Genomic DNA, 22,217 nt, shown 5'->3' on the forward strand with positions numbered 1-22,217 from the left:
GCTGCGATTTAAAGAGCGGGAGTATACCCGATTCATTGCTGCGCACGCCCCCTGGAGCCTTATGCCACGCTGCTTTTGGTGTACCGAAGATCCGCTGTACATGGCTTATCACGACCAGGAGTGGGGCACGCCGCTACGCGATGCGCAGGGTTTGTTCGAGTTGCTTTTGCTCGAAGGGTTCCAGGCCGGCCTGTCCTGGATCACCGTGTTGCGCAAACGCGAGCGCTATCGCGAGGTGTTGTTCGGCTTCGATGTGCAACGCGTGGCGCAGATGAGCGACGCCGAAATCGAAGCGTTGATGCTCGATCCGGGGATCATCCGCAACCGCCTCAAACTCAATGCCGCGCGCCGTAATGCCCAGGCCTGGCTGGCGTTGGAGGATCCGGTGACGTTCCTCTGGTCGTTCGTCAACGACACGCCGATCATCAATCATTTCAAGGATCGCAGCGAAGTCCCGGCGATCACCCCCATCGCTGTGGCGATGAGCAAAGGCCTGAAAAAGGCCGGGTTCACGTTCGTCGGACCGACCATTTGCTACGCGCTGATGCAGGCTTCGGGCATGGTCATGGACCACACCCGGGACTGCGACCGCTACGCGCAGCTGGTCAACGGCGGTTAGAATGGCCGACTCGCGCACCGCACAAGATCAGGAGTGACCTGTGGAAAAGTTTAAAGGCGCCTTGCTGGTAGGCGCTCTGCGGCTGTTTGCCCTGCTGCCATGGCGGGCTGTGCAGGCCGTGGGTTCGGCGATTGGCTGGATCATGTGGAAAACCCCCAACCGCTCCCGCGACGTGGTGCGGATCAACCTCGCCAAGTGTTTTCCACAGATGGATGCGGCCGAACGCGAGCGTCTGGTCGGGCAGAGCCTGAAAGACATCGGCAAGTCGCTGACTGAAAGCGCCTGCGCGTGGATCTGGCCGGCGCAACGTTCGATCGATCTGGTGCGCGAAGTCGAAGGCCTCGACGTCCTCAAGGAGGCGCTGGCTTCAGGCAAAGGCGTGGTCGGCATCACCAGCCACCTGGGCAACTGGGAAGTGCTCAACCACTTCTATTGCAGCCAGTGCAAACCGATCATTTTCTATCGTCCACCGAAGCTCAAGGCGGTGGATGAATTGCTGCGCAAGCAACGCGTGCAACTGGGCAACAAAGTCGCCGCGTCGACCAAGGAAGGCATTCTCAGCGTCATCAAGGAAGTGCGCAAAGGTGGTGCAGTGGGCATTCCCGCTGACCCGGAACCGGCCGAATCCGCCGGGATTTTTGTGCCGTTCTTCGCCACGCAAGCGCTGACCAGCAAATTCGTGCCGAACATGTTGGCCGGTGGCAAAGCGGTTGGCGTGTTCCTGCATGCGCTACGCCTGCCCGACGGCTCCGGTTATAAAGTCATCCTCGAAGCCGCACCCGAAGCCATGTACAGCACCGATACCGCTGAGTCCTGCGCGGCGATGAGCAAAGTCGTCGAGCGTTACGTCGCCGCCTATCCAAGCCAATACTTGTGGAGCATGAAGCGCTTCAAAAAGCGTCCACCCGGCGAAGAACGCTGGTACTGAAGAAGTTGGCACATTCTGTGGATAACTTGTAGGAGCTGCCGAAGGTTCGGGCCGCGATCGGACGATCTCTTGATCTGGCTTCTACGGTTATCCACAACTTCGTTCATTCAAGGGCGCATGAAGATGTCCGAACACCGCAAATCCTTCCGCATCAAGATCACCCACGACAGCTTCGGCGAATGCCTCGGCCAGACCCGCAATCTGTCGCCCACCGGGGTGTACGTGCAGCATCCGCGTCTGGCGTCACTGCCCAAAGGCGCGGTGGTGTATGGCCAGGTGCAGGACTTACCCACAGGCGCGCCGCGCGTGCGGATGGAAGTCGTGACGGTCGATGCGGAAGGCATCGGCCTGCGCTATCTATAGAAAATCACTGCGCCGGACGATCAAGCTTCTTCAAGAACACCGTCATTTCCTTCTCGGCCTGCTTGTCGCCGTGGGCGCGAGCCGCTTCCAGCCCTTGTTCCCATGCCTGCCGCGCGGCGGCGTGATCGCCCAGCGCCAGGTGCGCCTTGCCCAACAGCTTCCACGCTGCTGAATACTTCGGATCGAAGCCGACACAGCGCTGGAAATGCTCGGCTGCTTTGGCATTCTCTCCAAGATCCAGATAGCCCTTGCCCAGACCGAAGCGCAGCAGGGCGTTATCCACACCCTTGGCGAGCATTTTTTCCAGGGATTCGAGCATCGGTGGCTTTCCTTTCTTCGGAGTGTCAGGTGTTGATGGGGTTTATTGAGACCGCCTTCGCGAGCAGGCTCGCTCCCACAGGGGAAATGCATTCCAAATGTGGGAGCGAGCCTGCTCGCGAAGGGGCCAGTGCCGTCAGCGCAAACCTCAGAAGAAGCTCAACCCCACATGAAACAGCTTCTCCACATCGCGAATATGCTTTTTATCCACAAGGAATAGAATCACATGGTCGCCCGCTTCGATCACGGTGTCGTCGTGGGCGATGATCACCTGTTCGTTGCGGATAATTGCGCCAATCGTGGTGCCCGGCGGCAGGCCGATCTTTTCAATCGGCTTGCCGATCACTTTGCTCGACTTCGCATCACCGTGAGCAATTGCCTCGATGGCTTCCGCCGCACCGCGGCGCAGTGAGTGCACGCTGACGATATCGCCACGGCGTACGTGGGCCAGCAAGGTGCCGATGGTCGCCAGTTGCGGGCTGATGGCGATGTCGATGTCGCCGCCCTGAATCAGGTCGACGTACGCCGGGTTGTTGATGATCGTCATGACCTTCTTCGCCCCCAGCCGTTTGGCCAGCAGCGACGACATGATGTTGGCTTCGTCATCGTTGGTCAGCGCGAGGAAAATGTCGGCGTCGGCAATGTTCTCCTCCAGCAGCAAATCGCGATCCGAGGCGCTGCCCTGCAACACCACGGTGCTGTCGAGGGTGTCCGAGAGATAACGGCAACGGGCCGGGTTCATCTCGATGATCTTCACCTGGTAACGGCTTTCGATGGCCTCGGCCAGACGCTCGCCGATTTGCCCGCCGCCAGCAATGACGATGCGCTTGTAGGTTTCATCGAGGCGGCGCATTTCGCTCATCACTGCGCGAATATTCTCACGGGCGGCGATGAAGAAGACTTCGTCATCGGCCTCGATCACCGTATCGCCCTGCGGCAGGATCGGCCGGTCGCGGCGGAAGATCGCGGCGACGCGGGTCTCGACGTTGGGCATGTGCTCGCGCAGCTGGCGCAGTTGCTGGCCCACCAGCGGACCGCCGTAATAGGCGCGCACTGCCACCAGTTGCGCCGCGCCTTCGGCGAAATCGATCACCTGCAACGCACCGGGATACTGGATCAGGCGCTTGATGTAATTGGTGACCACTTGCTCGGGGCTGATCAGCACGTCGACCGGAATCGCTTCGTTCTGGAACAACTGTTCTTCGCGGTTCAGGTAGGACGCTTCGCGCACCCGGGCGATCTTGGTCGGGGTGTGGAACAACGTGTGAGCGACCTGGCAGGCGACCATGTTGGTTTCGTCGCTGTTGGTCACCGCGACCAGCATGTCGGCGTCGTCGGCGCCGGCCTGACGCAGTACCGACGGCAGCGAGCCACGGCCCTGCACGGTACGGATGTCGAGACGATCACCGAGGTCGCGCAGGCGCTCGCCATCGGTGTCGACCACGGTGATGTCGTTGGCTTCGCTGGCCAAGTGTTCAGCCAGCGAACCGCCGACCTGCCCTGCACCGAGGATGATGATTTTCATCCAGTCACTCCATTGAATCCGTTTAGCCGCGCGCGGCAGCGATCTTGATCAGCTTGGCGTAGTAGAACCCGTCATGGCCGCCCTGCTGGGCCAGCAATTGGCGACCATGGGGCTGCTTGATCCCGGCCGTGGTGGCCAGATCCAGTTCACGGGCGCCCGGCGTGCGCTCAAGGAATGCGGCAATCACCTCGGTGTTTTCGGTCGGCAGCGTCGAGCAGGTGGCGTAGAGCAGGATGCCGCCGACTTCGAGGGTCTTCCACATCGCGTCGAGCAGCTCACCTTGCAGTTGCGCCAGGGCGACGATGTCGTCGGGTTGACGGGTCAGCTTGATGTCCGGATGGCGACGGATCACGCCGGTGGCCGAGCATGGTGCGTCGAGCAGGATGCGCTGGAACGGTTTGCCGTCCCACCATTTCTCGGTGTCGCGACCATCAGCGGCGATCAGTTCGGCGTTGAGGCCGAGGCGCTCAAGGTTTTCCTTAACGCGCACCAGACGTTTGGCTTCGAGATCCACCGCGACCACGCCGGCCAACGCCGGTTCGGCTTCGAGGATGTGGCAGGTCTTGCCGCCCGGCGCACAGCAGGCGTCGAGTACGCGCTGGCCCGGGGCGAGATCAAGCAGGTCGGCAGCCAGTTGTGCGGCTTCGTCCTGCACGCTGATCCAGCCTTCGGCGAAACCCGGCAGGCTGCGCACGTCGGCGGCGGCTTCGAGGATGATGCCGTCGCGGCTGTAAATACACGGTGTTGCGGCGATACCCGCTTCAGTCAGCAAGCCGAGGTAGTCATCGCGGCTGTGATGACGGCGATTGACCCGCAGGATCATTGGCGGATGCGCGTTGTTCGCCTCGCAGATGGCTTCCCACTGCTCAGGCCAGAACGCCTTGAGGGATTTTTGCAGCCAGCGCGGGTGAGCGGTGCGCACCACCGGATCACGTTCCAGCTCGGCGAAAATCGATTCACTTTCGCGCTGAGCGTTGCGTAGCACGGCGTTGAGCAAACCCTTGGCCCAAGGCTTTTTCAGCTTGTCGGCGCAACCGACGGTTTCGCCGATGGCCGCGTGGGCCGGCACGCGGGTGTAAAGCAATTGGTAGAGGCCGACCAGCAGCAATGCCTCGACATCGGCGTCTGCAGCCTTGAACGGCTTTTGCAGGAGTTTTTCCGCCAGGGCCGACAGGCGTGGCTGCCAGCGCGCGGTGCCGAAGGCCAGATCCTGAGTGAAGCCGCGATCGCGATCCTCGACCTTGTCCAGTTGCGTCGGCAGGGAGCTGTTCAGCGAGGCTTTGCCGCTGAGGACGGCGGCGAGTGCCTTGGCGGCGGCCAGACGCGGGTTCATTGCGCGTCCACCGCTGCGCCGAGCAGCGTGCCGACGGCGAATTTCTCACGACGGCTGTTGAACAGGTCGCTGAAGTTCAGCGCCTTGCCGCCGGGCAATTGCAGGCGGGTCAGGCACAGCGCCTGTTCACCACACGCGATGACCAGGCCGTCCTTGCTGGCGCTGAGGATTTCACCCGGTGCGCCGTTGCCTTCGGCGAGTGTCGCCGCCAGCACTTTCAGCGCTTCACCGTTGAGGGTGCTGTGGGTGATCGGCCATGGGTTGAAGGCGCGGACCAGACGTTCAAGCTCAACCGCCGGACGGCTCCAGTCGATGCGTGCTTCGTCCTTGTTGAGCTTGTGCGCGTAAGTGGCGAGTTCATCGTTCTGCACTTCGCCCTGCAGAGTGCCAGCCGCCAGACCGGCAATCGCTTGCACCACGGCCGGCGGGCCCATCTCGGCGAGACGGTCGTGCAGGCTGCCGCCAGTGTCTGCAGCGCTGATCGGGGTGACGACCTTGAGCAGCATCGGCCCGGTGTCGAGGCCGGCTTCCATGCGCATCACGGTCACGCCGCTTTCGGCATCGCCATGTTCTACGGCGCGCTGGATCGGCGCCGCACCGCGCCAGCGTGGCAGCAACGATGCATGGCTGTTGATGCAACCGAGACGCGGAATATCCAGCACCACTTGCGGCAGGATCAGGCCGTAGGCGACCACCACCAGCAAGTCCGGTTTTAGCGCGGCCAGCTCTGCCTGGGCATCGGCGTTGCGCAAAGTCGGCGGCTGCAACACCTGGATATTGTTTTCCAGCGCGAGCTGTTTGACCGGGCTCGGCATCAGTTTTTGCCCGCGACCGGCCGGACGATCCGGTTGGGTGTAGACCGCAACGATCTCGTAAGGGCTGCTCAGCAGGGCCTTGAGGTGTTCGGCGGCGAATTCCGGGGTGCCGGCAAAAACGATGCGCAGTGGCTCAGTCATGAAGGGAGTCTCATAAAAAGAAAAAGGCTTGCCGCAGCAAGCCTTTGAAGGAGGGGCATCAAGCGTTCTGGCGGTGCTGCTTTTCCAGTTTCTTCTTGATCCGGTCGCGTTTGAGCGTGGACAGGTAATCGACGAACAATTTGCCGTTGAGGTGGTCGCATTCGTGCTGGATGCACACCGCGAGCAGGCCTTCGGCGATCAGCTCATAGGGCTTGCCGTCGCGGTCCAGCGCCTTGATCCTGACCTTCTGCGGGCGGTCGACGTTTTCGTAGAAGCCCGGCACCGAGAGGCAGCCTTCCTGGTATTGCTCCATTTCTTCGGTCAGCGATTCGAACTCGGGGTTGATGAACACCCGGGGTTCGGTACGGTCTTCGGAAAGGTCCATCACGACGATACGTTTGTGCACGTTGACCTGGGTCGCGGCAAGGCCGATGCCCGGCGCTTCATACATTGTTTCAAACATGTCATCGACCAACTGACGCACTTCGTCGTCCACTACAGCCACAGGCTTGGCGATAGTGCGCAGACGCGGGTCCGGGAATTCGAGGATGTTTAAAATGGCCATAGGCTTTGATTGCTGCACATGTTGAGTAAAGTCGGGCGATGGCCTGGCAGGTCCGAAGATGCAGGCTACCGTTGTGAAGCGTAGCTTCTACAAAATCAGAAGCGAGCCACAGGGGCTCTGACGGTTCACGCGAATGCACATGATAAAGGGATTCACTGCATGAGGAAAACACTACTCGCCCTGCTGCTGTTGGCTTCGGCCGGCGTGGCGCAAGGGCAAGTGCAGCTCAGGGATGGTTTTCCACAGCAATACACGGTGGTTTCGGGTGACACACTCTGGGACATTTCCGGCAAATACCTGCGCGAGCCCTGGCAGTGGCCACAGTTGTGGCGGGCCAATCCGCAGATTGAAAACCCCAACCTGATCTATCCGGGCGACACGCTGACGCTCAGCTACGTCGATGGCCAGCCACGTCTGATGCTCAATCGCGGCGAGTCGCGCGGCACCATCAAGCTGTCACCGCGGATCCGCACCAGCCCGGTGGCCGAGGCGATTCCGAGCATTCCGCTGAAATCGATCAACAGTTTTCTGCTGAGCAATCGCATCGTCGACAAGGTCGAGGATTTCGACAAGGCGCCGTACATCGTCGCTGGCGATGCAGAGCGCGTGCTCAGCGGCACCGGCGACCGCATCTACGCGCGTGGCCAATTCGATCCGAACCAGCCGGTTTACGGCATCTTCCGCCAAGGCAAGGTTTACACCGATCCGCAGACCAAGGAGTTCCTCGGGATCAACGCCGATGACATTGGCGGCGGCGAAATCGTCGCGACCGAAGGCGACGTCGCCACCCTCGCCCTGCAACGCACCACGCAGGAAGTGCGCCTCGGCGACCGTTTGTTCAGCGGCGAAGAGCGCTCGATCAATTCGACCTTCATGCCCAGCGCGCCCACCACCAGCATCAACGGCGTGATCATTGATGTGCCGCGCGGTGTCACCCAGATCGGCGTGATGGATGTGGTGACCCTGAACAAGGGCAAACGCGACGGGCTGGTCGAAGGCAACGTTCTGGAGGTGATGAAAACCGGCGAAACCGTGCGCGACCGCATCACTGGCCAACCGCTGAAAATTCCCGACGAACGCGCCGGGTTGCTCATGGTCTTCCGCACTTACGACAAGCTCAGCTACGGCCTCGTCCTCAACGCATCGCGCTCGCTGGCGGTGCTCGACAAGGTGCGAAATCCTTAGCTGGCTTAACAAGTTACCAACAGAGTTATCCACAGCTTGTTCCGAATCGTTCGGGACTTATAACGATCAAGGATGATCCATGATGCTGTCTGTCTGCACGCCCGTTTCCCCGGCGGAACTGGAAGCGCGCTTGCGCCTGCACCGCTTGCCGGACATCGGCCCGAAGCGTTTTGCAAAATTGCTCGAAGCCTTTGGCTCGGCGTCGAAAGCCATCAGCGCTCCGGCCAGCGCCTGGCGCTCGCTGGGGTTGCCGGCGTCCAGTGCTGACGCGCGAAGATCCCCTGAAGTGCGCGACGGCGCCAGCCACGCAATGCGCTGGCTAGAGCGGCCGGGTCAACATTTGCTGATGTGGGATCAGCCGGATTACCCGGCGTTGCTGGCGCAGATTCCTGACCCGCCACCGTTGCTGTTTGTCGCGGGTGACCCGCTGATTCTGGAAAAACCGCAACTGGCGATGGTCGGCAGCCGCCGCGCTTCGCGTCCGGGGATGGACACCGCGGCGGCGTTTTCCCGCAGCCTCGCCGGTGCCGGTTTTGTCATCACCAGTGGCTTGGCGCTGGGCATTGATGCCGCTGCGCATCAAGCCGCGCTGGATGTCGGTGGGCTGACCGTGGGGGTACTCGGCACCGGGCTTGAAAACTTTTATCCACAGCGCAATCGACGCCTCTGCGACGCGATGATCGCGTCCGGCAGCGCGGTGCTTTCGGAGTTTCCGCTGGACGCGGGACCGACGGCGAGCAACTTCCCACGGCGCAACCGGATCATCAGCGGTTTGTCCCTCGGTGTGCTGGTGGTCGAGGCCAGCGTGGCCAGCGGTTCGTTGATCACGGCAAGGCTGGCCGCGGAACAGGGGCGTGAGGTTTACGCGATTCCCGGCTCGATCCATCACCCCGGTGCTCGGGGTTGTCACCAATTGATTCGCGATGGCGCGGTGCTGGTGGAAACCATCGAGCACATCCTCGAAGCGCTGCGCGGCTGGCAGCGTTTGCCGTTGTCCACAGGCATGCCGACAGTCGACCATCCGTTGCTCGCCCTGCTTCACGCCGCGCCGCACACCAGCGAAGCGTTGGCCGGCAGTAGCGGCTGGACGCTGCCGAAAGTGTTGGCAGCCCTTACCGAATTGGAGATGGAGGGTCGCGCGGTGTGCGAAAACGGTCGCTGGCTTGCGCGGGTGAGCTAGGTTTTACGGGGAAGATCGGTAAACTGCGCGAAACCTGTTTGCGGAGAGTTTTTTCATGGTCAACAGTTGGCGTGTGCAACAAGCCGCACGAGAGATTCGCGCCGGGGCGGTGATTGCCTATCCAACCGAAGCCGTCTGGGGGCTGGGTTGCGACCCGTGGAACGAAGAAGCGGTGGATCGTCTGCTGGCGATCAAGAATCGCTCGGTCGACAAGGGCCTGATTCTGGTCGCCGACAACATTCGTCAATTCGACTTCCTGTTCGAAGACTTCCCGCAAGAGTGGATCGACCGCATGGCCAGTACCTGGCCGGGGCCGAACACTTGGCTGGTACCGCATCAGGACTTGTTGCCGGAGTGGGTGACGGGTGTGCATGACACCGTGGCGTTGCGTGTCAGCGATCATCCGCAGGTGCGTGACTTGTGCTCGATGGTCGGGCCATTGATCTCGACGTCGGCCAACCCGCAGGGCCGGCCGGCGGCGCGCACGCGGTTGCGGGTCGAGCAGTATTTTCGCGGACAGGTCGATTTGATCCTCGGTGGCGAGTTGGGCGGTCGCAAGAACCCCAGCGTCATCCGTGATCTGGCCTCCGGCAATGTCATTCGCCCCGACTGACATCACTTCGAACTTCATCTATTGAATACTCCTCGGCTTGTATGGCGAGGAGTACTACACATGCCTGCGATTTATCCTTCAAGTCATTAACCAAGTTCAACAACTTTGTTTTTTGTTCATTGCTGTTCGCGTAAGAATAATCGGTAAGTATTCATTTTCAGTAACTTTTCCCACGTAATTATCAGAAGTCACGCAGTGGCGATATTTCCAAAAGCATCCATTATTCAAATGCGCCAAGGAAACTTCGATAAGTTAACGTCTGCGGAGAAAGAATGGATACTACGGATTTGCAACTCATGGATTATCTGCAGTCACTTCAGGCAACCCTGAGCAGTCGCCATGAAGATTGCCGCGTTGTTATTCTTGAAGCGGGTTCAGACACGCAAGAGTTTGAACGATTTATTGGCCGGCAGTTTCGCCTTCGATTGCAACATTACATGCTGACATCCCGAGCCCGGATGCTTGAAAAACGGCTGGGAATAACGTCACGCAGCACGCACTTCCTGCTTTATCAGCATGACCATCTGGTGGCGGTATTGAGGGTAACGCCTGCGCCATTCGAGTGGGCGTCACTGGCGCATCGGCAGGTTTCTCCCACCGTGGCGTTGTCGCGCCATGTCGAGTTCAGTCGCTTGATTACTCACTCGCGCAATCATCTACCCGTGCCGATCAACTGCCTGCTGGCAGCCGCCACAGCGTGGGCGATCAAGCAGGGCTATCAAGGCGTCACGGCGCTATGCCGAACGCCGCAACGGCGACTGTTCCAACGATTCGGCCTGACACCGATCACCTCCGACGCCCTGCAAATCGAGCAACGCGCTCGCGGTGGCTACTGGCTGCTGTCCGCGCAATGGCAGCAGATCCTTGCGGCAGTACAACAACCTGATCACTCCACCGTCGACCAACCGGAGCACCACGATGAATGCGCCACTCAGTTTTGAACAACAGTTGATCCTGCTTGATCAGCGAATCGAAAAATCCTGGGCCGAGATACTCGACAGTTCACGCTTGGTAAAAGCCATACGTGAAGGCAAAGTGTCCAAGGCTTTATATGCGATCTACATGATCGAGACCTTTCACTACACCGCGCACAATGCGCGAAATCAGGGCCTGGTCGGTGTGCGTCATGCCGATAATCCGGTCTATGCAAAATTCTGTTTTGAACACGCGGCACAGGAAGTCGGTCATGAAAAAATGGCATTGCATGATGTCCTGAGTCTTGGCCTGAAGAATGAAAGCTTCGATATACCCCCGGCACTTCCAGCAACTGAGGTGTTGATTGCTTATCTATATTGGATATCGTTCACTGGTAATCCGCTACAGCGTCTGGGATACAGTTATTGGGCGGAAAATGCCTATCAATTCATTACTCCGCTTATCAATAAGTTGAGCGAAACACTGTCATTGAAACCGGCTCAATTAACATTCTTCGTTGCCCACTCCGATATTGATGTCGAGCACTTCAACGAAATAAAACTGATCCTGCAGCGCACTTGTAAACGCCAGTGCGACTGGGACGCCATTGCCAATGTGATGGAAACCAGCTTGCGCCTGACCGGCAACATGCTTGAAGCCGTTTATGAGCAATATGAGGCCTGGCAAAACGACCTCGCGCCGCGTTATGACTTTCTCCATGCATTGGCCGACTCATGAGGGTTTCACGGCGATTTCTCCAGTGGGTGCAGGGAGGCAGGCATGGCTGACTACTTCCAGCAACTGAACTACGCACTGGGGGATGAAGACACCGCGCTGGAATACGCGATCCTGCCGGCGCGTGCCAGGCACGTGATAGGTGTTGCCGGGAGTGGCGGACGGCTTTTGCCGCTGTTGGCCCGCAGTCCGACGCGCATGACCTGCACCGATATCAGCGCGCCGCAACTGGCGTTTACGCGGTTGCGATTCGCCCTGCTGGAGCAGACCGACCACGAAACGTTCATGGATTTCATGGGGTACCGGGCGGGGACTCAGGTATCACGACGCCAATCCATCCTGCAGCAACTCGACGTACCGCGGGCTGATCGGCGTTGGCTGGCGGAGTTTTTCCAGGCCCGTCAATGGCAAGCGCCGATCTACATGGGGGCTTTCGAGCAGACCTTGCAGCGGTTGGCGAAGGTCAACCGACTGTTGACCGGCAAGGCGGGTCGGGAGATTTTTCAGTGCAGGGACCTTGACGAGCAAACCAGCTATTACCGCAGCCGTTTTCCTCTGAAGCGTTGGCGGGCGTTGATTGCGTTGTTGGGCAACGCAGCGGTGCTCAACTCGCTACTGTACAAGGGTTCGTTTCCCCGCAACAACCTGGGGATCAATTCTCGCGAGGTGTACCTGGGGATTTTCCACTCCCTGTTCACCACGCAAGTTGTGCGTGAGAGTTTTTTCCTGCAAATGCTGTTTTTCGGTGAGCTGCGCGACCCGCAGGGCTTCCCACTGGAGTGCGAGCCGAAGATTTTCGACAAGGCCCGAGAAGCTCTTCAGCAGTGCGAATTAAGGGTGGTGCAGGCTGACATTCTCGAGTGTGCCGCCAGCCACACGGACATCGATTTCGTCTCGCTCTCGGACGTGCCCTCCTTCATGCCCAAGGCCACTGGCGCCAGCGTTTTGCAGCGCCTGCGCCCGTCGCTTGCCGAGGCGGCGCTGACGGTCATCCGTGGCCATTTGCATGTTGTCCGACCCGATTGTGCAGGTTTCTGCGATACCACCGCCGAGTACCAGGCCGCGATCGCACGAGAAAAACCCAACTCTGGCGTGTGCAGGTCTATCGCCGGACATCTCCTTTGCAGGCATCCCGATGAATACTCAGCAACCGACCGTCAATTGGGTGAAACACCGTGTCCGTCAGGCGCGCGATGATCAGCAGCAGTTATTCGACGCCGGGCTAAATGGTTTGAAACTGGCAAGGCGCGAGGGCAAGCATATTGAATTGAGCAGCGGCGAGCGACTGACCGAGTTTCTCTCATGCTCCTATCTGGGGCTGGAATACGACCCACGTCTGGTTCAAGGCGCGGTGGAGGCTGTCGAATCATTCGGCGTGCAATTCGCTGCCGCGCGAACCCGGGCGCTGCTGCCGCCAATGCGTGAACTGGATGAGCTGTTGAACCAGATATTTCAGGGGCACACGGTCACCTTCAACTCGGTGGGCAGTGCGCATCTCGGCTGCCTGCCGCTACTGGGGTCAGGCGAATTGCCGTCCTATCCATTGCGTCGCGGCCCGAGCTGGATCGTCGACCGCGCGGCTCATGCCTCGATGCAAGTGCTGCAAGGGATTCTGTGGCAGTTCGGCCCCGTCCAGCGTTGTGATTGCAGCGTCGTGGAGCAAGTTGAACAGGCATGCTCCACGGCAGTCGCGGCTGGCCATACACCGATCATCCTGACCGACAGCATTGGCTCGATGCGCGGCCTGTACCCGATCAATCGACTGTTACAGCTGGCGGAGCGCTTTGAAGGCTATCTGTATGCGGATGATGCCCACGGCACTTCGATACATGGGGCTGCCGGGGAGGATATGCGCTCGTCGCTGCTGATGAGCGACTGCGCAACCGCTTGATCCTTTTGTCCTCATTGTCCAAGGCGTTTGGTGCGACCGGAGGGGCGATCACCGTGCTCACGGCGGGCGATGCCGAGATGATACGGCGTCATGCGTCGACCTATACCTTCGGCGGGCCACTGTCGATGGGCGGGGTCGGCGCGGCAGTCGCCTCCGGGAAAATCCATCTTTCACCGGAGATCGGTGAGTTACAGGCGGCGCTGTGGCGAAATACTGCCTTGATCGACGGATTGCTCGGGCCGGTTCTTGGCAATCATGACGTCGCCTCACCGATCCGTTTTGTCCGCGTCGGTGCCGAGCGCGATGCGATCAGCCTGGCGCTGTACCTGCGGCGACAGGCCATCGCCGTCACCACCGCGTTGTTTCCGGTGGTCGCCAAAGGCGAAGCAATGCTGCGCCTGGCCATCAGCGCGAATCACAGCCAGGCGCAGTTGCAGAGTCTGGCCAATGCCGTCACGGGCGGTTTTGCCGAACTGGGCATTCGTCAGCAAGGGGCTGGTGATGAATGACGACGCGAACCAGGCCTTTGCCCGCAAACTGACTCACGCGCGGTCACTGCCGTGGTTCTGCGCATTGTGTCCACAGATCCTGCATGTGCAGAGCCTGGAGGATCTGCATCGATTGCCGATTCAAGCCGTGGAGGACGAGCATGGCGGTGTGCTGTTCTCCGAGCTTGGCGAGGCCTCGCACCGTGCGCCGGGTGGCGGGCTGACCCTGACGTCGGGAGGGAGCACGGGCAACCGTAAACACATCACCCATTCCTGGGCATTCAACGCGAGCATTGTGCCGTTGGGCGCGAGGATGTTTGGCGTGGCGGATGAACGCCCCGGGGTGGTCATCAACTGCCTGACTGCCGGCGAGATGCAGGGCGCTTTTCAGTACGCCGCGTCCATCGTCCAGCACATCGGTGCGCGCCTGTTGCCTGCCGGTTCGTTGATGGGGGTTCAGCGGATCGCCGAGCTGATTCAGTCGCAAGCGGCCGATGCGTTGATGTGCACCCCGTCCTTCGCGGCTGCTCTGTTCAACCATGACGATATCGATGCAGAGCAATTGACGAGTCTGCGATGGCTCTACTACATCGGGGAGCCGTGCAGGCAGCCGCTGCGCGATCAACTGGGGCGGGACTGGCCCGCGATAAATCTGCGGTCGCTGGGCTACAGCTCCACGGAGACCGGGCCCATCGGTTTTCAGTGTGCTCATCTTGAACACGGTTTGTATCATCTGCACGCCGACGCGATGCTGCTTGAGGTGGTTGATCCACAGACGCTGCAAGCGGTGGCCGAAGGTGCAAGCGGTGAGTTTCTGTTGACGCCGTTGCTGCCCGACCATGTGCCGCTGTTGCGATATCGGATTGGTGATCGTGGCCGAGTGCTGCGTAATGCGACGAATTGCGCCTGTGGCAGTGCGCTGCCCGTGCTGCAACTCGAGGGGCGGGTCGAAACAACGATAAAACTGGGCGGCGCGATCGTCACGCAACGGCAGGTCATGAGCGTACTCGCCCAGGCGTTGCCTGACCTAGACACTACCGACGTTCAGGTACAGATCAATCGGCAGGTCAACGGTGTCCGCATGCGACTGGTCATTGCTCAGGACAAACTGCCAGCCGGTGTAGAAGTCGCCCTCGAACAGGCGCTGCGAAGCGAAGCGCAAGCCAGCGCTCTGCTCAGATTGCCCGGAGTATTGGGATTGCGGGTACAGCGTCTTGACCGCAGTAGCTTCGAAACAACCTTTGCCGGCAAGACGCCGTTTTTTATCGAGCTGGGCGTTACCCCGGACTCACCGGGGTAACGTCGTGTCACGGCAGCAGAATGGTCGAGCCGGTGGTGCGTCGGGCCGACAACTCGGTCTGCGCCTTTGCTGCTTCAGCCAGTGGATAACGCTGGCTGATATCAACCTTGAGCTTGCCGCTGATGATCATTTCGAACAGCTCATCGGCCATGCGCTGCAGGTTTTCGGCGTTGTTGGCGTAGGTCGCCAGGGTCGGACGAGTCACGTAGAGCGAGCCCTTCGCCGAGAGGATGCCCAGATTCACACCGTCCACTGCACCGGAGGCATTACCGAAGCTGACGACCAGGCCTCGCGGCGACACGCTGTCGAGCGAAGTCAGCCAAGTGTCCTTGCCGACACCGTCGTAGACCACCGGGACTTTCTTGCCATCGGTCAGCGCCAGCACGCGCTCGGCAACGTTTTCGTGGCTGTAATCGATGGTCGCCCAAGCGCCATTGGCTTTGGCCAGATCAGCCTTATCTTTCGAGCTGACGGTACCGATCAACTTCACGCCCAACGCCTTGGCCCATTGGCAGGCCAGCGAGCCGACGCCCCCGGCCGCGGCGTGGAACAGAATGGTTTCGCCACCCTTGAGTTCATAGGTCTGGCGCAGCAGGTATTGCACGGTGAGGCCCTTGAGCATCACCCCGGCGGCGGTTTCAAAACTGATTGCGTCCGGCAGCTTCACCAGGTTGGCTTCAGGCAAAACGTGCAACTCGCTGTAGGCGCCCAGCGGGCCACTGCCGTACGCCACGCGATCACCGACCTTGAACCGGGTGACGTCGCTGCCCACCGCATCGACAACCCCTGCGCCTTCTGCGCCCAGGCCGGACGGCAAGGCTGGCGGCGCGTACAGGCCGCTGCGGAAATAGGTGTCGATGAAGTTCAGGCCGATGGCCTTGTTGGCCACGCGCACCTGATTCGGGCCGGGTGCGGCGGGTTCGTAGTCAACATATTCGAGCACTTCGGGGCCGCCGTGGGCGCGGAACTGGATACGCTTTGCCATCTGCCTGCTCTCCTTGGGTCTTTCGTAAGCCCCCTATCCAACTCCCATGCTTGATCTTCGTCAACTGCGGCGCGCCGGTTTGCGGTGGTATGCTACGCGCCCATTTGCGTCGACCCCCGCCTGCGGGGCGCCGCGTAGTGATGCCCGATTCAAGGTGAAGCCATGACGACCCGCACCGACGCCGTAAAGGCCTATCTGCTCGACCTGCAAGACCGCATCTGCGCCGCACTCGAAAACGAGGACGGCGGCACGCGCTTCGTCGAAGACGCCTGGGCCCGGCCGGCCGGCGGTGGCGGTCGCACCCGCGTGATCGAGAACGGCACGCTGATCGAAAAGGGCGGCGTCAACTTTTCCCATGTGTTCGGCAGCGGCCTGCCGCCGTCGGCCAGCGCCCATCGCCCGGAGCTCGCCGGTCGCGGTTTTGAAGCCCTCGGCGTGTCGCTGGTGATTCACCCACACAACCCGCATGTGCCGACATCCCACGCCAACGTGCGCTTTTTCATCGCCGAGAAGGAAGGTGAAGAGCCGGTCTGGTGGTTCGGCGGCGGCTTTGACCTGACTCCGTATTACGGCAACGAAGAAGACTGCATCCACTGGCACCGCGTCGCCGAGCAGGCCTGCGCGCCGTTCGGGCCAGACGTGTATCCGCGCTACAAGGCCTGGTGCGACACCTACTTTCACATCAAGCATCGCCACGAACCGCGCGGCATCGGCGGGCTGTTCTTCGATGACCTGAACGAGTGGGATTTCGACACCAGTTTCGCCTTCATGCGCGCCATCGGTGACGCCTACATCGATGCGTACCTGCCGATCGTGCAGCGCCGCAAGCACGATGCATTCACCGCGCAGCAACGCGAGTTCCAAGAGTTCCGCCGAGGCCGTTACGTCGAGTTCAACCTGGTTTATGACCGTGGCACGCTGTTCGGCCTGCAATCGGGCGGGCGTACCGAATCGATCCTGATGTCGCTGCCGCCGCAAGTGCGCTGGGGCTATGACTGGAAGGCTGAACCCGGCAGCGAAGAAGCGCGCCTGACCGAGTATTTCCTGCAGGACCGCGACTGGCTGGCCGAGGCCTGAGGATTTCTGATGGATCGTTACGTCGTTTTCGGTAACCCGATCGGCCACAGCAAATCGCCGATGATTCACAAACTGTTCGCTGAACAAACTGGCCAAAGCCTCGACTACAGCACTTTGCTGGCGCCCCTCGAAGATTTCGCTGGTTGCGCCATGGCGTTTTTCCAGCAAGGTCGCGGCGCCAACGTCACCGTGCCGTTCAAGGAAGACGCCTACCGTCTGGCCAACAGCCTGACCGCCCGTGCGCAACGTGCCGGCGCGGTGAACACCTTGAGCAAACTGGCCGACGGCTCGCTGCTCGGCGACAACACCGACGGCGCTGGACTGGTGCGTGATCTGACGGTGAACGCCGGGTTCAGCCTGAGCGGCAAACGCATTTTGTTGCTGGGTGCCGGAGGCGCAGTGCGTGGCGCGTTGGAACCGTTGCTGGCGGAAAAACCGGCGTCGGTGATCATCGCCAATCGCACCGTGGACAAGGCTGAGTTGCTGGCCGAGTTGTTCTGCGACCTGGGGCCGGTATCGGCCAGCGGTTTTGATTGGCTGCGCGAGCCGGTGGACGTGATCATCAACGCCACATCGGCGAGCCTGACCGGTGATGTGCCGCCGATTGCGCCGAGCTTGATCGAGCCGGGCAAAACCCTGTGCTACGACATGATGTACAGCAAGGAACCGACGGCGTTCTGCCGCTGGGCCAGCGAGCAGGGTGCAGCGGTGTCGATGGATGGTTTGGGGATGTTGGCTGAGCAGGCCGCCGAGGCGTTCTTTTTGTGGCGCGGTGTGCGCCCGGATACGGCGCCGGTACTCGCCGAATTACGTCGCCAACTAGCGCTATAACCCTTGTAGGAGTGAGCCTGCTCGCGATAGCGGAGTGTCAGATGCAAATGCTTCAACTGATACTCCGCTATCGCGAGCAGGCTCACTCCTACAGGGGGATGCGGTGTTTGTTGAATCAATCCTCAAACCGGATCGGACATTTCTCCGGCCCTTCAAGCTTCCTCAATTCCTCCACCACCTGCGGCCGCGCCCCACGCAGGGTCAAACTGCGACCCTGGCTCAGCAAGCGCCGTGCCTCCTGATGCAGCATCTCAACCCCCGAATAATCGATGAAGTTGATCTGCTGCGCCTCGATCACCACGCGCGCGCCGTGCAGGCGTTGCAGACGCACTTGCAGGTAATGGCTGGCGCCGAAAAAGATCGAGCCGCCGACCCGCAGCACATCGTCCTCGTCGTCACGCCAATGCTGCACCCGCGGTTGCGACGTGCGCTTGAGGTAGAAGAACAGCGACGCGAGCACCCCGGCATAGATCGCCGTTTGCAACTCCAGCAGCAATGTGGCGAGACACGTCAGGGCCATGACCACAAACTCGGCACGGCTGACCCGCAGCAATGCGCGGATGCCACGATGATCGACCAGTCCCCAAGCAATCAGCAGAATGCTGCCCGCCATCGCCGGGATCGGAATGTGCGCGATCAGCCCGGCGCCGAAAATCGCGAACAGCGCGACCCAGATTGCCGAAAACATTCCGGCCAGCGGCGAGCAGGCACCTGCCTCATAACTTAATCCCGAGCGGGTGAATGATCCGGCGGACAACGATCCGGAAAAGAACGCCCCGACAATATTCGATAAACCCTGCGCACGGACTTCCTGGTTGGCATCGAGCAATTGCTGCGAGCGCGCAGCAATCGAGCGGGCAATCGACAGGCTGGTGACCAGCCCGAGCATGCCCACCGCCACGGCGCTGGGCAGCAAGCGCAGGATCAAATCCAGGTCCAGCGGCAACCCGCTGAAGGGCGGCAAGCGGCCGACAAAAGCGCTGACCAGATGCACGTGGCCGAACATCGCCGGCCACAGCCACACCAACACGCTGGCCAATACCAGCGTGATCAACAGCGTAGGCCAGCGCGGCAGCAATTGTTTCAGCACCACGCCGACCACCACGGTAGCGATGCCGAGCAGCAAAGAGGGTTTATCCACAGCCCCAAGGTGTTCCAGCAAATCCATCAGGCTGGCCAGCGCCGTGGCTTTCGCTGGCAGTTCCAGCCCGAGCAGATTCGGCAACTGCCCTATGGCGATCACCACGGCCGCGCCGAGGGTGAAGCCGAGCACCACCGAATGCGAAACGAAGTTCACCAGCGCGCCAAAGCGCAGCAAGCCAAGCAGCCACTGGAAAATCCCTGCCAGAAACGTCAGCAACAGAATCAGAGTGATGTAGTCCTGCGAGGCCGGCACTGCCAAGGGGCTGACGCTGGCGTAGAGCACGATCGAAATCGCCGCTGTCGGCCCGCAGATCAGATGCCACGAAGAACCCCACAGGCAAGCGATCAACACCGGGATGATCGCGGCGTAGAGGCCGTATTCGGGTGGCAGGCCGGCGATCAGCGCGTAGGCAATCGACTGGGGTAAGGCGAGAATCGCACCGCTGAGGCCGACGATCAGGTCCCGTCCGACGCTGGCGCGGGTTTGCCGCGGGAGCCAGGTGAGGAAGGGCAAGAGTGAGCGGCGACTGGGGAAGGCCATGGGTCCTCGCGGTTGGGGTTTTCAGGCAAGCCTATCAGGACACAGCAATCATTGTGGGGAGGGGATTCATCCCCGTTCGGCTGCGCAGCAGTCGCAAAACCATCGCATTCGGTTTACCTGATACACCGTGAATACTGGATTTGGGGCCGCTGCGCAGCCCAACGGGGATAAATCCCCTCACCACAGGAAGTGGGTCAACTGTTGGTTATCGTTACAGCTTGGCTTTTACGGCCGCCAACGCATCCTTCCCGTCAGCCGTCTTCACGCCGTCCAGCCATTTATCCAACACCGCCGGATTCGCCTTGATCCACGCCTTCGCAGCGTCGGCATTGCTGACCTTTTTGTTCACCACCTCGGCCATGATGCTGTTCTCCATCTCCTGAGTGAACGAAAGATTGGTCAGCAATTTACCCACATTCGGACACGCCTCGGCATAGCCGTTACGCGTCAAGGTAAACACGCTGCCGGTATCACCGAAGTATTTCTCGCCACCCTTCAGATAATGCATTTTCAACTGCACATTCATCGGGTGCGGCGTCCAGCCGAGGAAGGTGACGAATTTCTGCTTCTTCACCGCCCGCGATACCTCGGCGAGCATCGCCTGCTCGCTGGACTCGATCAGCTTCCACTGGCCCATGTCGAAATCATTCTTCTTGATGATTTCCTGCAGCGAGATATTCGCCGGCGCCCCGGAGCCGATGCCGTAGATCTTGCGCTCGAATTTGTCGGCGTATTTGTTCAGGTCGGCAAAGTTATGCACACCCGCCTCCCACACGTAGTCCGGCACAGCGAGGGTGAACTCGGTGCCGTCGAGGTTCTTCGCCAGTTGCGTGACATCACCGGTTGCGACGAACTTATCGTAGAAACCCTGCTGCGCCGGCATCCAGTTGCCGAGGAAAACATCCACCTGGCCGTCCTTCAAACCGCCAAAGGTGATCGGCACCGCGAGGGTGTCGACCTTGGCCTTGTAGCCCATGCCGTCCAGCAGAAACCCGGTGATCGCATTGGTCGCGGCGATGTCGCTCCAGCCGGGGTCCGCCATCTTCACCGTTTCACAGCTTTGCTCGGCAAATGCCGAGGCGCTGCTTAGCGCGAGCAGGCCTACCGTCACTACTGTGGATAACTTACGCATGGACTTCCCCTTAACATTATTGGTTTTGGCAGGGTTGTGGATAACGTGCTTTGCGTTCCAGATCATCGAGGTCGATGTGGTTGCGCATGTACTGCTGACTGGCGTCTACCAGCGGCTGGTGATCCCAGCTCTTCAGCTTGCCGATGGTTAACGCTTCGGCGACAAAACGGCGACGGCGCTGGCTGGCGAGTACCTCGCGGTGAATGGCCTGGATGTCCCATTTGGCGCGTGCCTCGGCGAGAAAATCGTCGAACAGTTGGCGATGTTGCGGTGATTGGCTGAGTTCTTCCAATTCACGTGGATCGTTGGCCACGTCGAAAAGCAGACAAGGGTCGCTTTCACTGTAGATAAATTTGTAGGCGCCGCGACGGATCATCATCAACGGACTGTTCGTGCCTTCGGCCATGTATTCGCCGAACACTTCGTCATGTCCGCCCTGCCCTTGCAGATGCGCGACCAGCGAGCGGCCATCCAGTGGCAAGCCCGGCTCCAGGGTACCGCCGGCCAGTTCCACAAAGGTCGGCAACAGGTCAGCGGTAGAAACAGCCGCGCTGACCCGACCGGCAGCAAATTGGCCCGGCGCACTGATCAACAGCGGCACGCGGGCGGCCATTTCGTACCAGTGCATTTTGTACCAGAGGCCTCTCTCGCCGAGCATGTCACCGTGGTCACCGGAGAACACAATGATGGTGTCATCGATCAGCCCGGTTTCTTCGAGGGTTTGCAGAAGTTTGCCGACGTTGGCGTCGATATAGCTGCACGCACCAAAATACGCCCGGCGCGCGTCGCGGATCTTATCCACAGGCAGCGGTTTATCCCACAGGTCATAAACTTTGAGCAGGCGCTGCGAATGCGGATCGAGTTCGTGTTGATCCGGGGTTGTAGGCAAAGGGATATCGGCATCGTCGTACAAATCCCAAAACGCTTTGGGAATCGTGTACGGGTCGTGTGGGTGGGTCATCGATACGGTCAGGCAGAACGGCTGATCGCCGTCCTCACGGATGTGGTCGAACAGGTATTGCTGCGCCTTGAACACCACCTCTTCGTCGAAATCGAGTTGGTTGGTCCGCACGCACGGTCCGGCCTGCAACACCGAAGACATGTTGTGATACCAGGTCGGCCGCACGTCCGGCTCATCCCAATTCACTGCCCACCCGTAGTCAGCCGGGTAGATATCACTGGTTAAACGTTCCTCATAGCCGTGCAGTTGATCCGGGCCGCAGAAATGCATCTTGCCCGACAGCGCCGTGCGGTAGCCGAGACGGCGCAAGTAGTGGGCGTAAGTCGGCACATCAGCAGGGAAATCGGCAGCGTTGTCATAGGCGCCGATCTTGCTCGGCAACTGGCCGCTGACCAGGGTAAAGCGCGACGGCGCGCACAACGGGCTGTTGCAGTAAGCGGCGTCGAACACCACACCTTGTTCGGCGAGGCGGGAAAGATTCGGCAGTTTGATTGGCGACGGCCCGTAGAACGGCAACATTGGCGCGGCCATCTGATCGGCCATGATGAAAAGAATATTCTTGCGCTTCATGTGATCGCGGCATTCCATAGTGAATATTTATGCGACATTGCTGCGATCGAGCATGGAGTCCAT

23 protein-coding genes are annotated in these 22,217 nt (G+C 60.3%); 14 read left to right on the forward strand and 9 right to left on the reverse strand.

Annotation, left to right across the window (positions count from 1 at the left end; genetic code table 11):
- Positions 1-61 precede the first annotated feature (61 nt).
- The 3 genes from tag (at position 62) to JFT91_RS05965 (ending at position 1,910) form a co-directional block, all read left to right on the forward strand.
- Positions 62-619 carry a DNA-3-methyladenine glycosylase I gene (gene tag, locus JFT91_RS05955; RefSeq protein WP_201147752.1) on the forward strand — a complete coding sequence of 186 codons (558 nt, stop codon included), beginning with the start codon at positions 62-64 and terminating at the stop codon, positions 617-619.
- A 40-nt stretch (positions 620-659) separates the two neighbouring features.
- A complete protein-coding gene (locus JFT91_RS05960; RefSeq protein ID WP_201231812.1) occupies positions 660-1,547 on the forward strand; it encodes a lysophospholipid acyltransferase in 888 nt (295 codons plus the stop codon).
- 123 nt (positions 1,548-1,670) lie between these two features.
- A complete protein-coding gene (locus tag JFT91_RS05965; RefSeq protein WP_201229523.1) occupies positions 1,671-1,910 on the forward strand; it encodes a PilZ domain-containing protein in 240 nt (79 codons plus the stop codon).
- A 4-nt stretch (positions 1,911-1,914) separates the two neighbouring features.
- Here the strand turns inward: JFT91_RS05965 and JFT91_RS05970 are convergent, their stop codons facing one another.
- From JFT91_RS05970 to def, 5 genes are all read right to left on the reverse strand, one after another.
- Complete coding sequence (locus JFT91_RS05970; protein WP_201231813.1) at positions 1,915-2,229, reverse strand: tetratricopeptide repeat protein; 315 nt, start codon at positions 2,227-2,229, stop codon at positions 1,915-1,917.
- Between the two features lie 147 nt (positions 2,230-2,376).
- Positions 2,377-3,753, reverse strand: a complete 1,377-nt coding sequence (gene trkA / locus JFT91_RS05975) for a Trk system potassium transporter TrkA (protein ID WP_201231814.1) — start codon at positions 3,751-3,753, stop codon at positions 2,377-2,379.
- 22 nt (positions 3,754-3,775) lie between these two features.
- The gene (rsmB, locus tag JFT91_RS05980; protein WP_201231815.1) at positions 3,776-5,086 is read right to left on the reverse strand and encodes a 16S rRNA (cytosine(967)-C(5))-methyltransferase RsmB; all 1,311 of its coding nucleotides are present in this window, start codon (positions 5,084-5,086) and stop codon (positions 3,776-3,778) included.
- Entirely contained in the window at positions 5,083-6,042 is a 960-nt protein-coding gene (gene fmt / locus JFT91_RS05985; RefSeq protein WP_201231816.1) for a methionyl-tRNA formyltransferase, read from the reverse strand. Before fmt ends, rsmB begins: the two co-directional genes overlap by 4 nt.
- A gap of 58 nt (positions 6,043-6,100) precedes the next feature.
- Positions 6,101-6,607: a peptide deformylase gene (gene def / locus JFT91_RS05990; protein WP_122855361.1), complete on the reverse strand. Its 507-nt coding sequence runs from the start codon at positions 6,605-6,607 to the stop codon at positions 6,101-6,103.
- 159 nt (positions 6,608-6,766) lie between these two features.
- Between def and JFT91_RS05995 the strand changes: the two genes are divergently transcribed.
- The 9 genes from JFT91_RS05995 (at position 6,767) to JFT91_RS06035 (ending at position 14,914) form a co-directional block, all read left to right on the forward strand.
- On the forward strand, positions 6,767-7,792 hold the full coding sequence (locus JFT91_RS05995) for a LysM peptidoglycan-binding domain-containing protein (RefSeq protein WP_201229533.1): 1,026 nt from the start codon (positions 6,767-6,769) through the stop codon (positions 7,790-7,792).
- Positions 7,793-7,871: 79 nt separating this feature from the next.
- Positions 7,872-8,972, forward strand: a complete 1,101-nt coding sequence (dprA, locus tag JFT91_RS06000) for a DNA-processing protein DprA (protein WP_201231817.1) — start codon at positions 7,872-7,874, stop codon at positions 8,970-8,972.
- A gap of 55 nt (positions 8,973-9,027) precedes the next feature.
- Positions 9,028-9,585 carry an L-threonylcarbamoyladenylate synthase type 1 TsaC gene (gene tsaC / locus JFT91_RS06005; RefSeq protein WP_201231818.1) on the forward strand — a complete coding sequence of 186 codons (558 nt, stop codon included), beginning with the start codon at positions 9,028-9,030 and terminating at the stop codon, positions 9,583-9,585.
- Positions 9,586-10,043: 458 nt separating this feature from the next.
- Entirely contained in the window at positions 10,044-10,526 is a 483-nt protein-coding gene (locus tag JFT91_RS06010) for a GNAT family N-acetyltransferase (protein WP_242489219.1), read from the forward strand.
- Complete coding sequence (locus JFT91_RS06015) at positions 10,504-11,238, forward strand: iron-containing redox enzyme family protein (protein WP_201231820.1); 735 nt, start codon at positions 10,504-10,506, stop codon at positions 11,236-11,238. Before JFT91_RS06010 ends, JFT91_RS06015 begins: the two co-directional genes overlap by 23 nt.
- A 42-nt stretch (positions 11,239-11,280) precedes the next feature.
- A complete protein-coding gene (locus JFT91_RS06020; protein ID WP_242489220.1) occupies positions 11,281-12,432 on the forward strand; it encodes a DUF3419 family protein in 1,152 nt (383 codons plus the stop codon).
- Positions 12,371-13,126 (forward strand): PLP-dependent aminotransferase family protein, encoded by a 756-nt coding sequence (locus JFT91_RS06025; RefSeq protein WP_201231821.1) that lies wholly within the window; start codon positions 12,371-12,373, stop codon positions 13,124-13,126. The genes JFT91_RS06020 and JFT91_RS06025 overlap by 62 nt, the downstream gene beginning before the upstream one ends.
- On the forward strand, positions 13,123-13,635 hold the full coding sequence (locus JFT91_RS06030) for an aminotransferase class I/II-fold pyridoxal phosphate-dependent enzyme (RefSeq protein ID WP_201231822.1): 513 nt from the start codon (positions 13,123-13,125) through the stop codon (positions 13,633-13,635). The genes JFT91_RS06025 and JFT91_RS06030 overlap by 4 nt, the downstream gene beginning before the upstream one ends.
- Complete coding sequence (locus tag JFT91_RS06035) at positions 13,628-14,914, forward strand: phenylacetate--CoA ligase family protein (protein WP_242489221.1); 1,287 nt, start codon at positions 13,628-13,630, stop codon at positions 14,912-14,914. The genes JFT91_RS06030 and JFT91_RS06035 overlap by 8 nt, the downstream gene beginning before the upstream one ends.
- A gap of 7 nt (positions 14,915-14,921) precedes the next feature.
- Here JFT91_RS06035 and JFT91_RS06040 read toward each other — a convergent pair whose 3' ends face one another.
- On the reverse strand, positions 14,922-15,899 hold the full coding sequence (locus JFT91_RS06040; protein ID WP_201231823.1) for an NADPH:quinone reductase: 978 nt from the start codon (positions 15,897-15,899) through the stop codon (positions 14,922-14,924).
- A gap of 162 nt (positions 15,900-16,061) precedes the next feature.
- Between JFT91_RS06040 and hemF the strand changes: the two genes are divergently transcribed.
- A complete protein-coding gene (hemF, locus tag JFT91_RS06045; RefSeq protein ID WP_201231824.1) occupies positions 16,062-16,976 on the forward strand; it encodes an oxygen-dependent coproporphyrinogen oxidase in 915 nt (304 codons plus the stop codon).
- Between the two features lie 9 nt (positions 16,977-16,985).
- The gene (aroE, locus tag JFT91_RS06050; RefSeq protein WP_201231825.1) at positions 16,986-17,807 is read left to right on the forward strand and encodes a shikimate dehydrogenase; all 822 of its coding nucleotides are present in this window, start codon (positions 16,986-16,988) and stop codon (positions 17,805-17,807) included.
- A 115-nt stretch (positions 17,808-17,922) separates the two neighbouring features.
- On the opposite strand, the gene JFT91_RS06055 is transcribed toward aroE, so the two are convergent.
- The 3 genes from JFT91_RS06055 to betC form a co-directional block, all read right to left on the reverse strand.
- A complete protein-coding gene (locus JFT91_RS06055) occupies positions 17,923-19,491 on the reverse strand; it encodes a SulP family inorganic anion transporter (RefSeq protein WP_201231826.1) in 1,569 nt (522 codons plus the stop codon).
- Between the two features lie 211 nt (positions 19,492-19,702).
- Positions 19,703-20,623: a choline ABC transporter substrate-binding protein gene (gene choX / locus JFT91_RS06060; protein WP_201231827.1), complete on the reverse strand. Its 921-nt coding sequence runs from the start codon at positions 20,621-20,623 to the stop codon at positions 19,703-19,705.
- A 16-nt stretch (positions 20,624-20,639) separates the two neighbouring features.
- Positions 20,640-22,154, reverse strand: a complete 1,515-nt coding sequence (gene betC / locus JFT91_RS06065) for a choline-sulfatase (RefSeq protein WP_201231828.1) — start codon at positions 22,152-22,154, stop codon at positions 20,640-20,642.
- Positions 22,155-22,217 lie beyond the last annotated feature (63 nt).

This window comes from Pseudomonas sp. TH08 (genome assembly GCF_016651275.1).
GTDB lineage: Bacteria > Pseudomonadota > Gammaproteobacteria > Pseudomonadales > Pseudomonadaceae > Aquipseudomonas.

Excerpts from the sequence above, each read along its gene's own strand:
- JFT91_RS05970 (WP_201231813.1), bottom strand. The coding sequence starts at position 2,229 with ATGCTCGAATCCCTGGAAAAAATGCTCGCCAAGGGTGTGGATAACGCC.
- JFT91_RS06055 (WP_201231826.1), bottom strand. The coding sequence starts at position 19,491 with ATGGCCTTCCCCAGTCGCCGCTCACTCTTGCCCTTCCTCACCTGGCTC.
- fmt (WP_201231816.1), bottom strand. The coding sequence starts at position 6,042 with ATGACTGAGCCACTGCGCATCGTTTTTGCCGGCACCCCGGAATTCGCC.
- dprA (WP_201231817.1), top strand. The coding sequence starts at position 7,872 with ATGATGCTGTCTGTCTGCACGCCCGTTTCCCCGGCGGAACTGGAAGCG.
- betC (WP_201231828.1), bottom strand. The coding sequence starts at position 22,154 with ATGAAGCGCAAGAATATTCTTTTCATCATGGCCGATCAGATGGCCGCG.
- trkA (WP_201231814.1), bottom strand. The coding sequence starts at position 3,753 with ATGAAAATCATCATCCTCGGTGCAGGGCAGGTCGGCGGTTCGCTGGCT.
- JFT91_RS06025 (WP_201231821.1), top strand. The coding sequence starts at position 12,371 with ATGAATACTCAGCAACCGACCGTCAATTGGGTGAAACACCGTGTCCGT.
- JFT91_RS06040 (WP_201231823.1), bottom strand. The coding sequence starts at position 15,899 with ATGGCAAAGCGTATCCAGTTCCGCGCCCACGGCGGCCCCGAAGTGCTC.
- JFT91_RS05995 (WP_201229533.1), top strand. The coding sequence starts at position 6,767 with ATGAGGAAAACACTACTCGCCCTGCTGCTGTTGGCTTCGGCCGGCGTG.
- def (WP_122855361.1), bottom strand. The coding sequence starts at position 6,607 with ATGGCCATTTTAAACATCCTCGAATTCCCGGACCCGCGTCTGCGCACT.
- aroE (WP_201231825.1), top strand. The coding sequence starts at position 16,986 with ATGGATCGTTACGTCGTTTTCGGTAACCCGATCGGCCACAGCAAATCG.
- tsaC (WP_201231818.1), top strand. The coding sequence starts at position 9,028 with ATGGTCAACAGTTGGCGTGTGCAACAAGCCGCACGAGAGATTCGCGCC.
- hemF (WP_201231824.1), top strand. The coding sequence starts at position 16,062 with ATGACGACCCGCACCGACGCCGTAAAGGCCTATCTGCTCGACCTGCAA.
- JFT91_RS05965 (WP_201229523.1), top strand. The coding sequence starts at position 1,671 with ATGTCCGAACACCGCAAATCCTTCCGCATCAAGATCACCCACGACAGC.
- tag (WP_201147752.1), top strand. The coding sequence starts at position 62 with ATGCCACGCTGCTTTTGGTGTACCGAAGATCCGCTGTACATGGCTTAT.
- rsmB (WP_201231815.1), bottom strand. The coding sequence starts at position 5,086 with ATGAACCCGCGTCTGGCCGCCGCCAAGGCACTCGCCGCCGTCCTCAGC.
- JFT91_RS06015 (WP_201231820.1), top strand. The coding sequence starts at position 10,504 with ATGAATGCGCCACTCAGTTTTGAACAACAGTTGATCCTGCTTGATCAG.
- JFT91_RS06010 (WP_242489219.1), top strand. The coding sequence starts at position 10,044 with ATGCTTGAAAAACGGCTGGGAATAACGTCACGCAGCACGCACTTCCTG.
- JFT91_RS06035 (WP_242489221.1), top strand. The coding sequence starts at position 13,628 with ATGAATGACGACGCGAACCAGGCCTTTGCCCGCAAACTGACTCACGCG.
- choX (WP_201231827.1), bottom strand. The coding sequence starts at position 20,623 with ATGCGTAAGTTATCCACAGTAGTGACGGTAGGCCTGCTCGCGCTAAGC.
- JFT91_RS06020 (WP_242489220.1), top strand. The coding sequence starts at position 11,281 with ATGGCTGACTACTTCCAGCAACTGAACTACGCACTGGGGGATGAAGAC.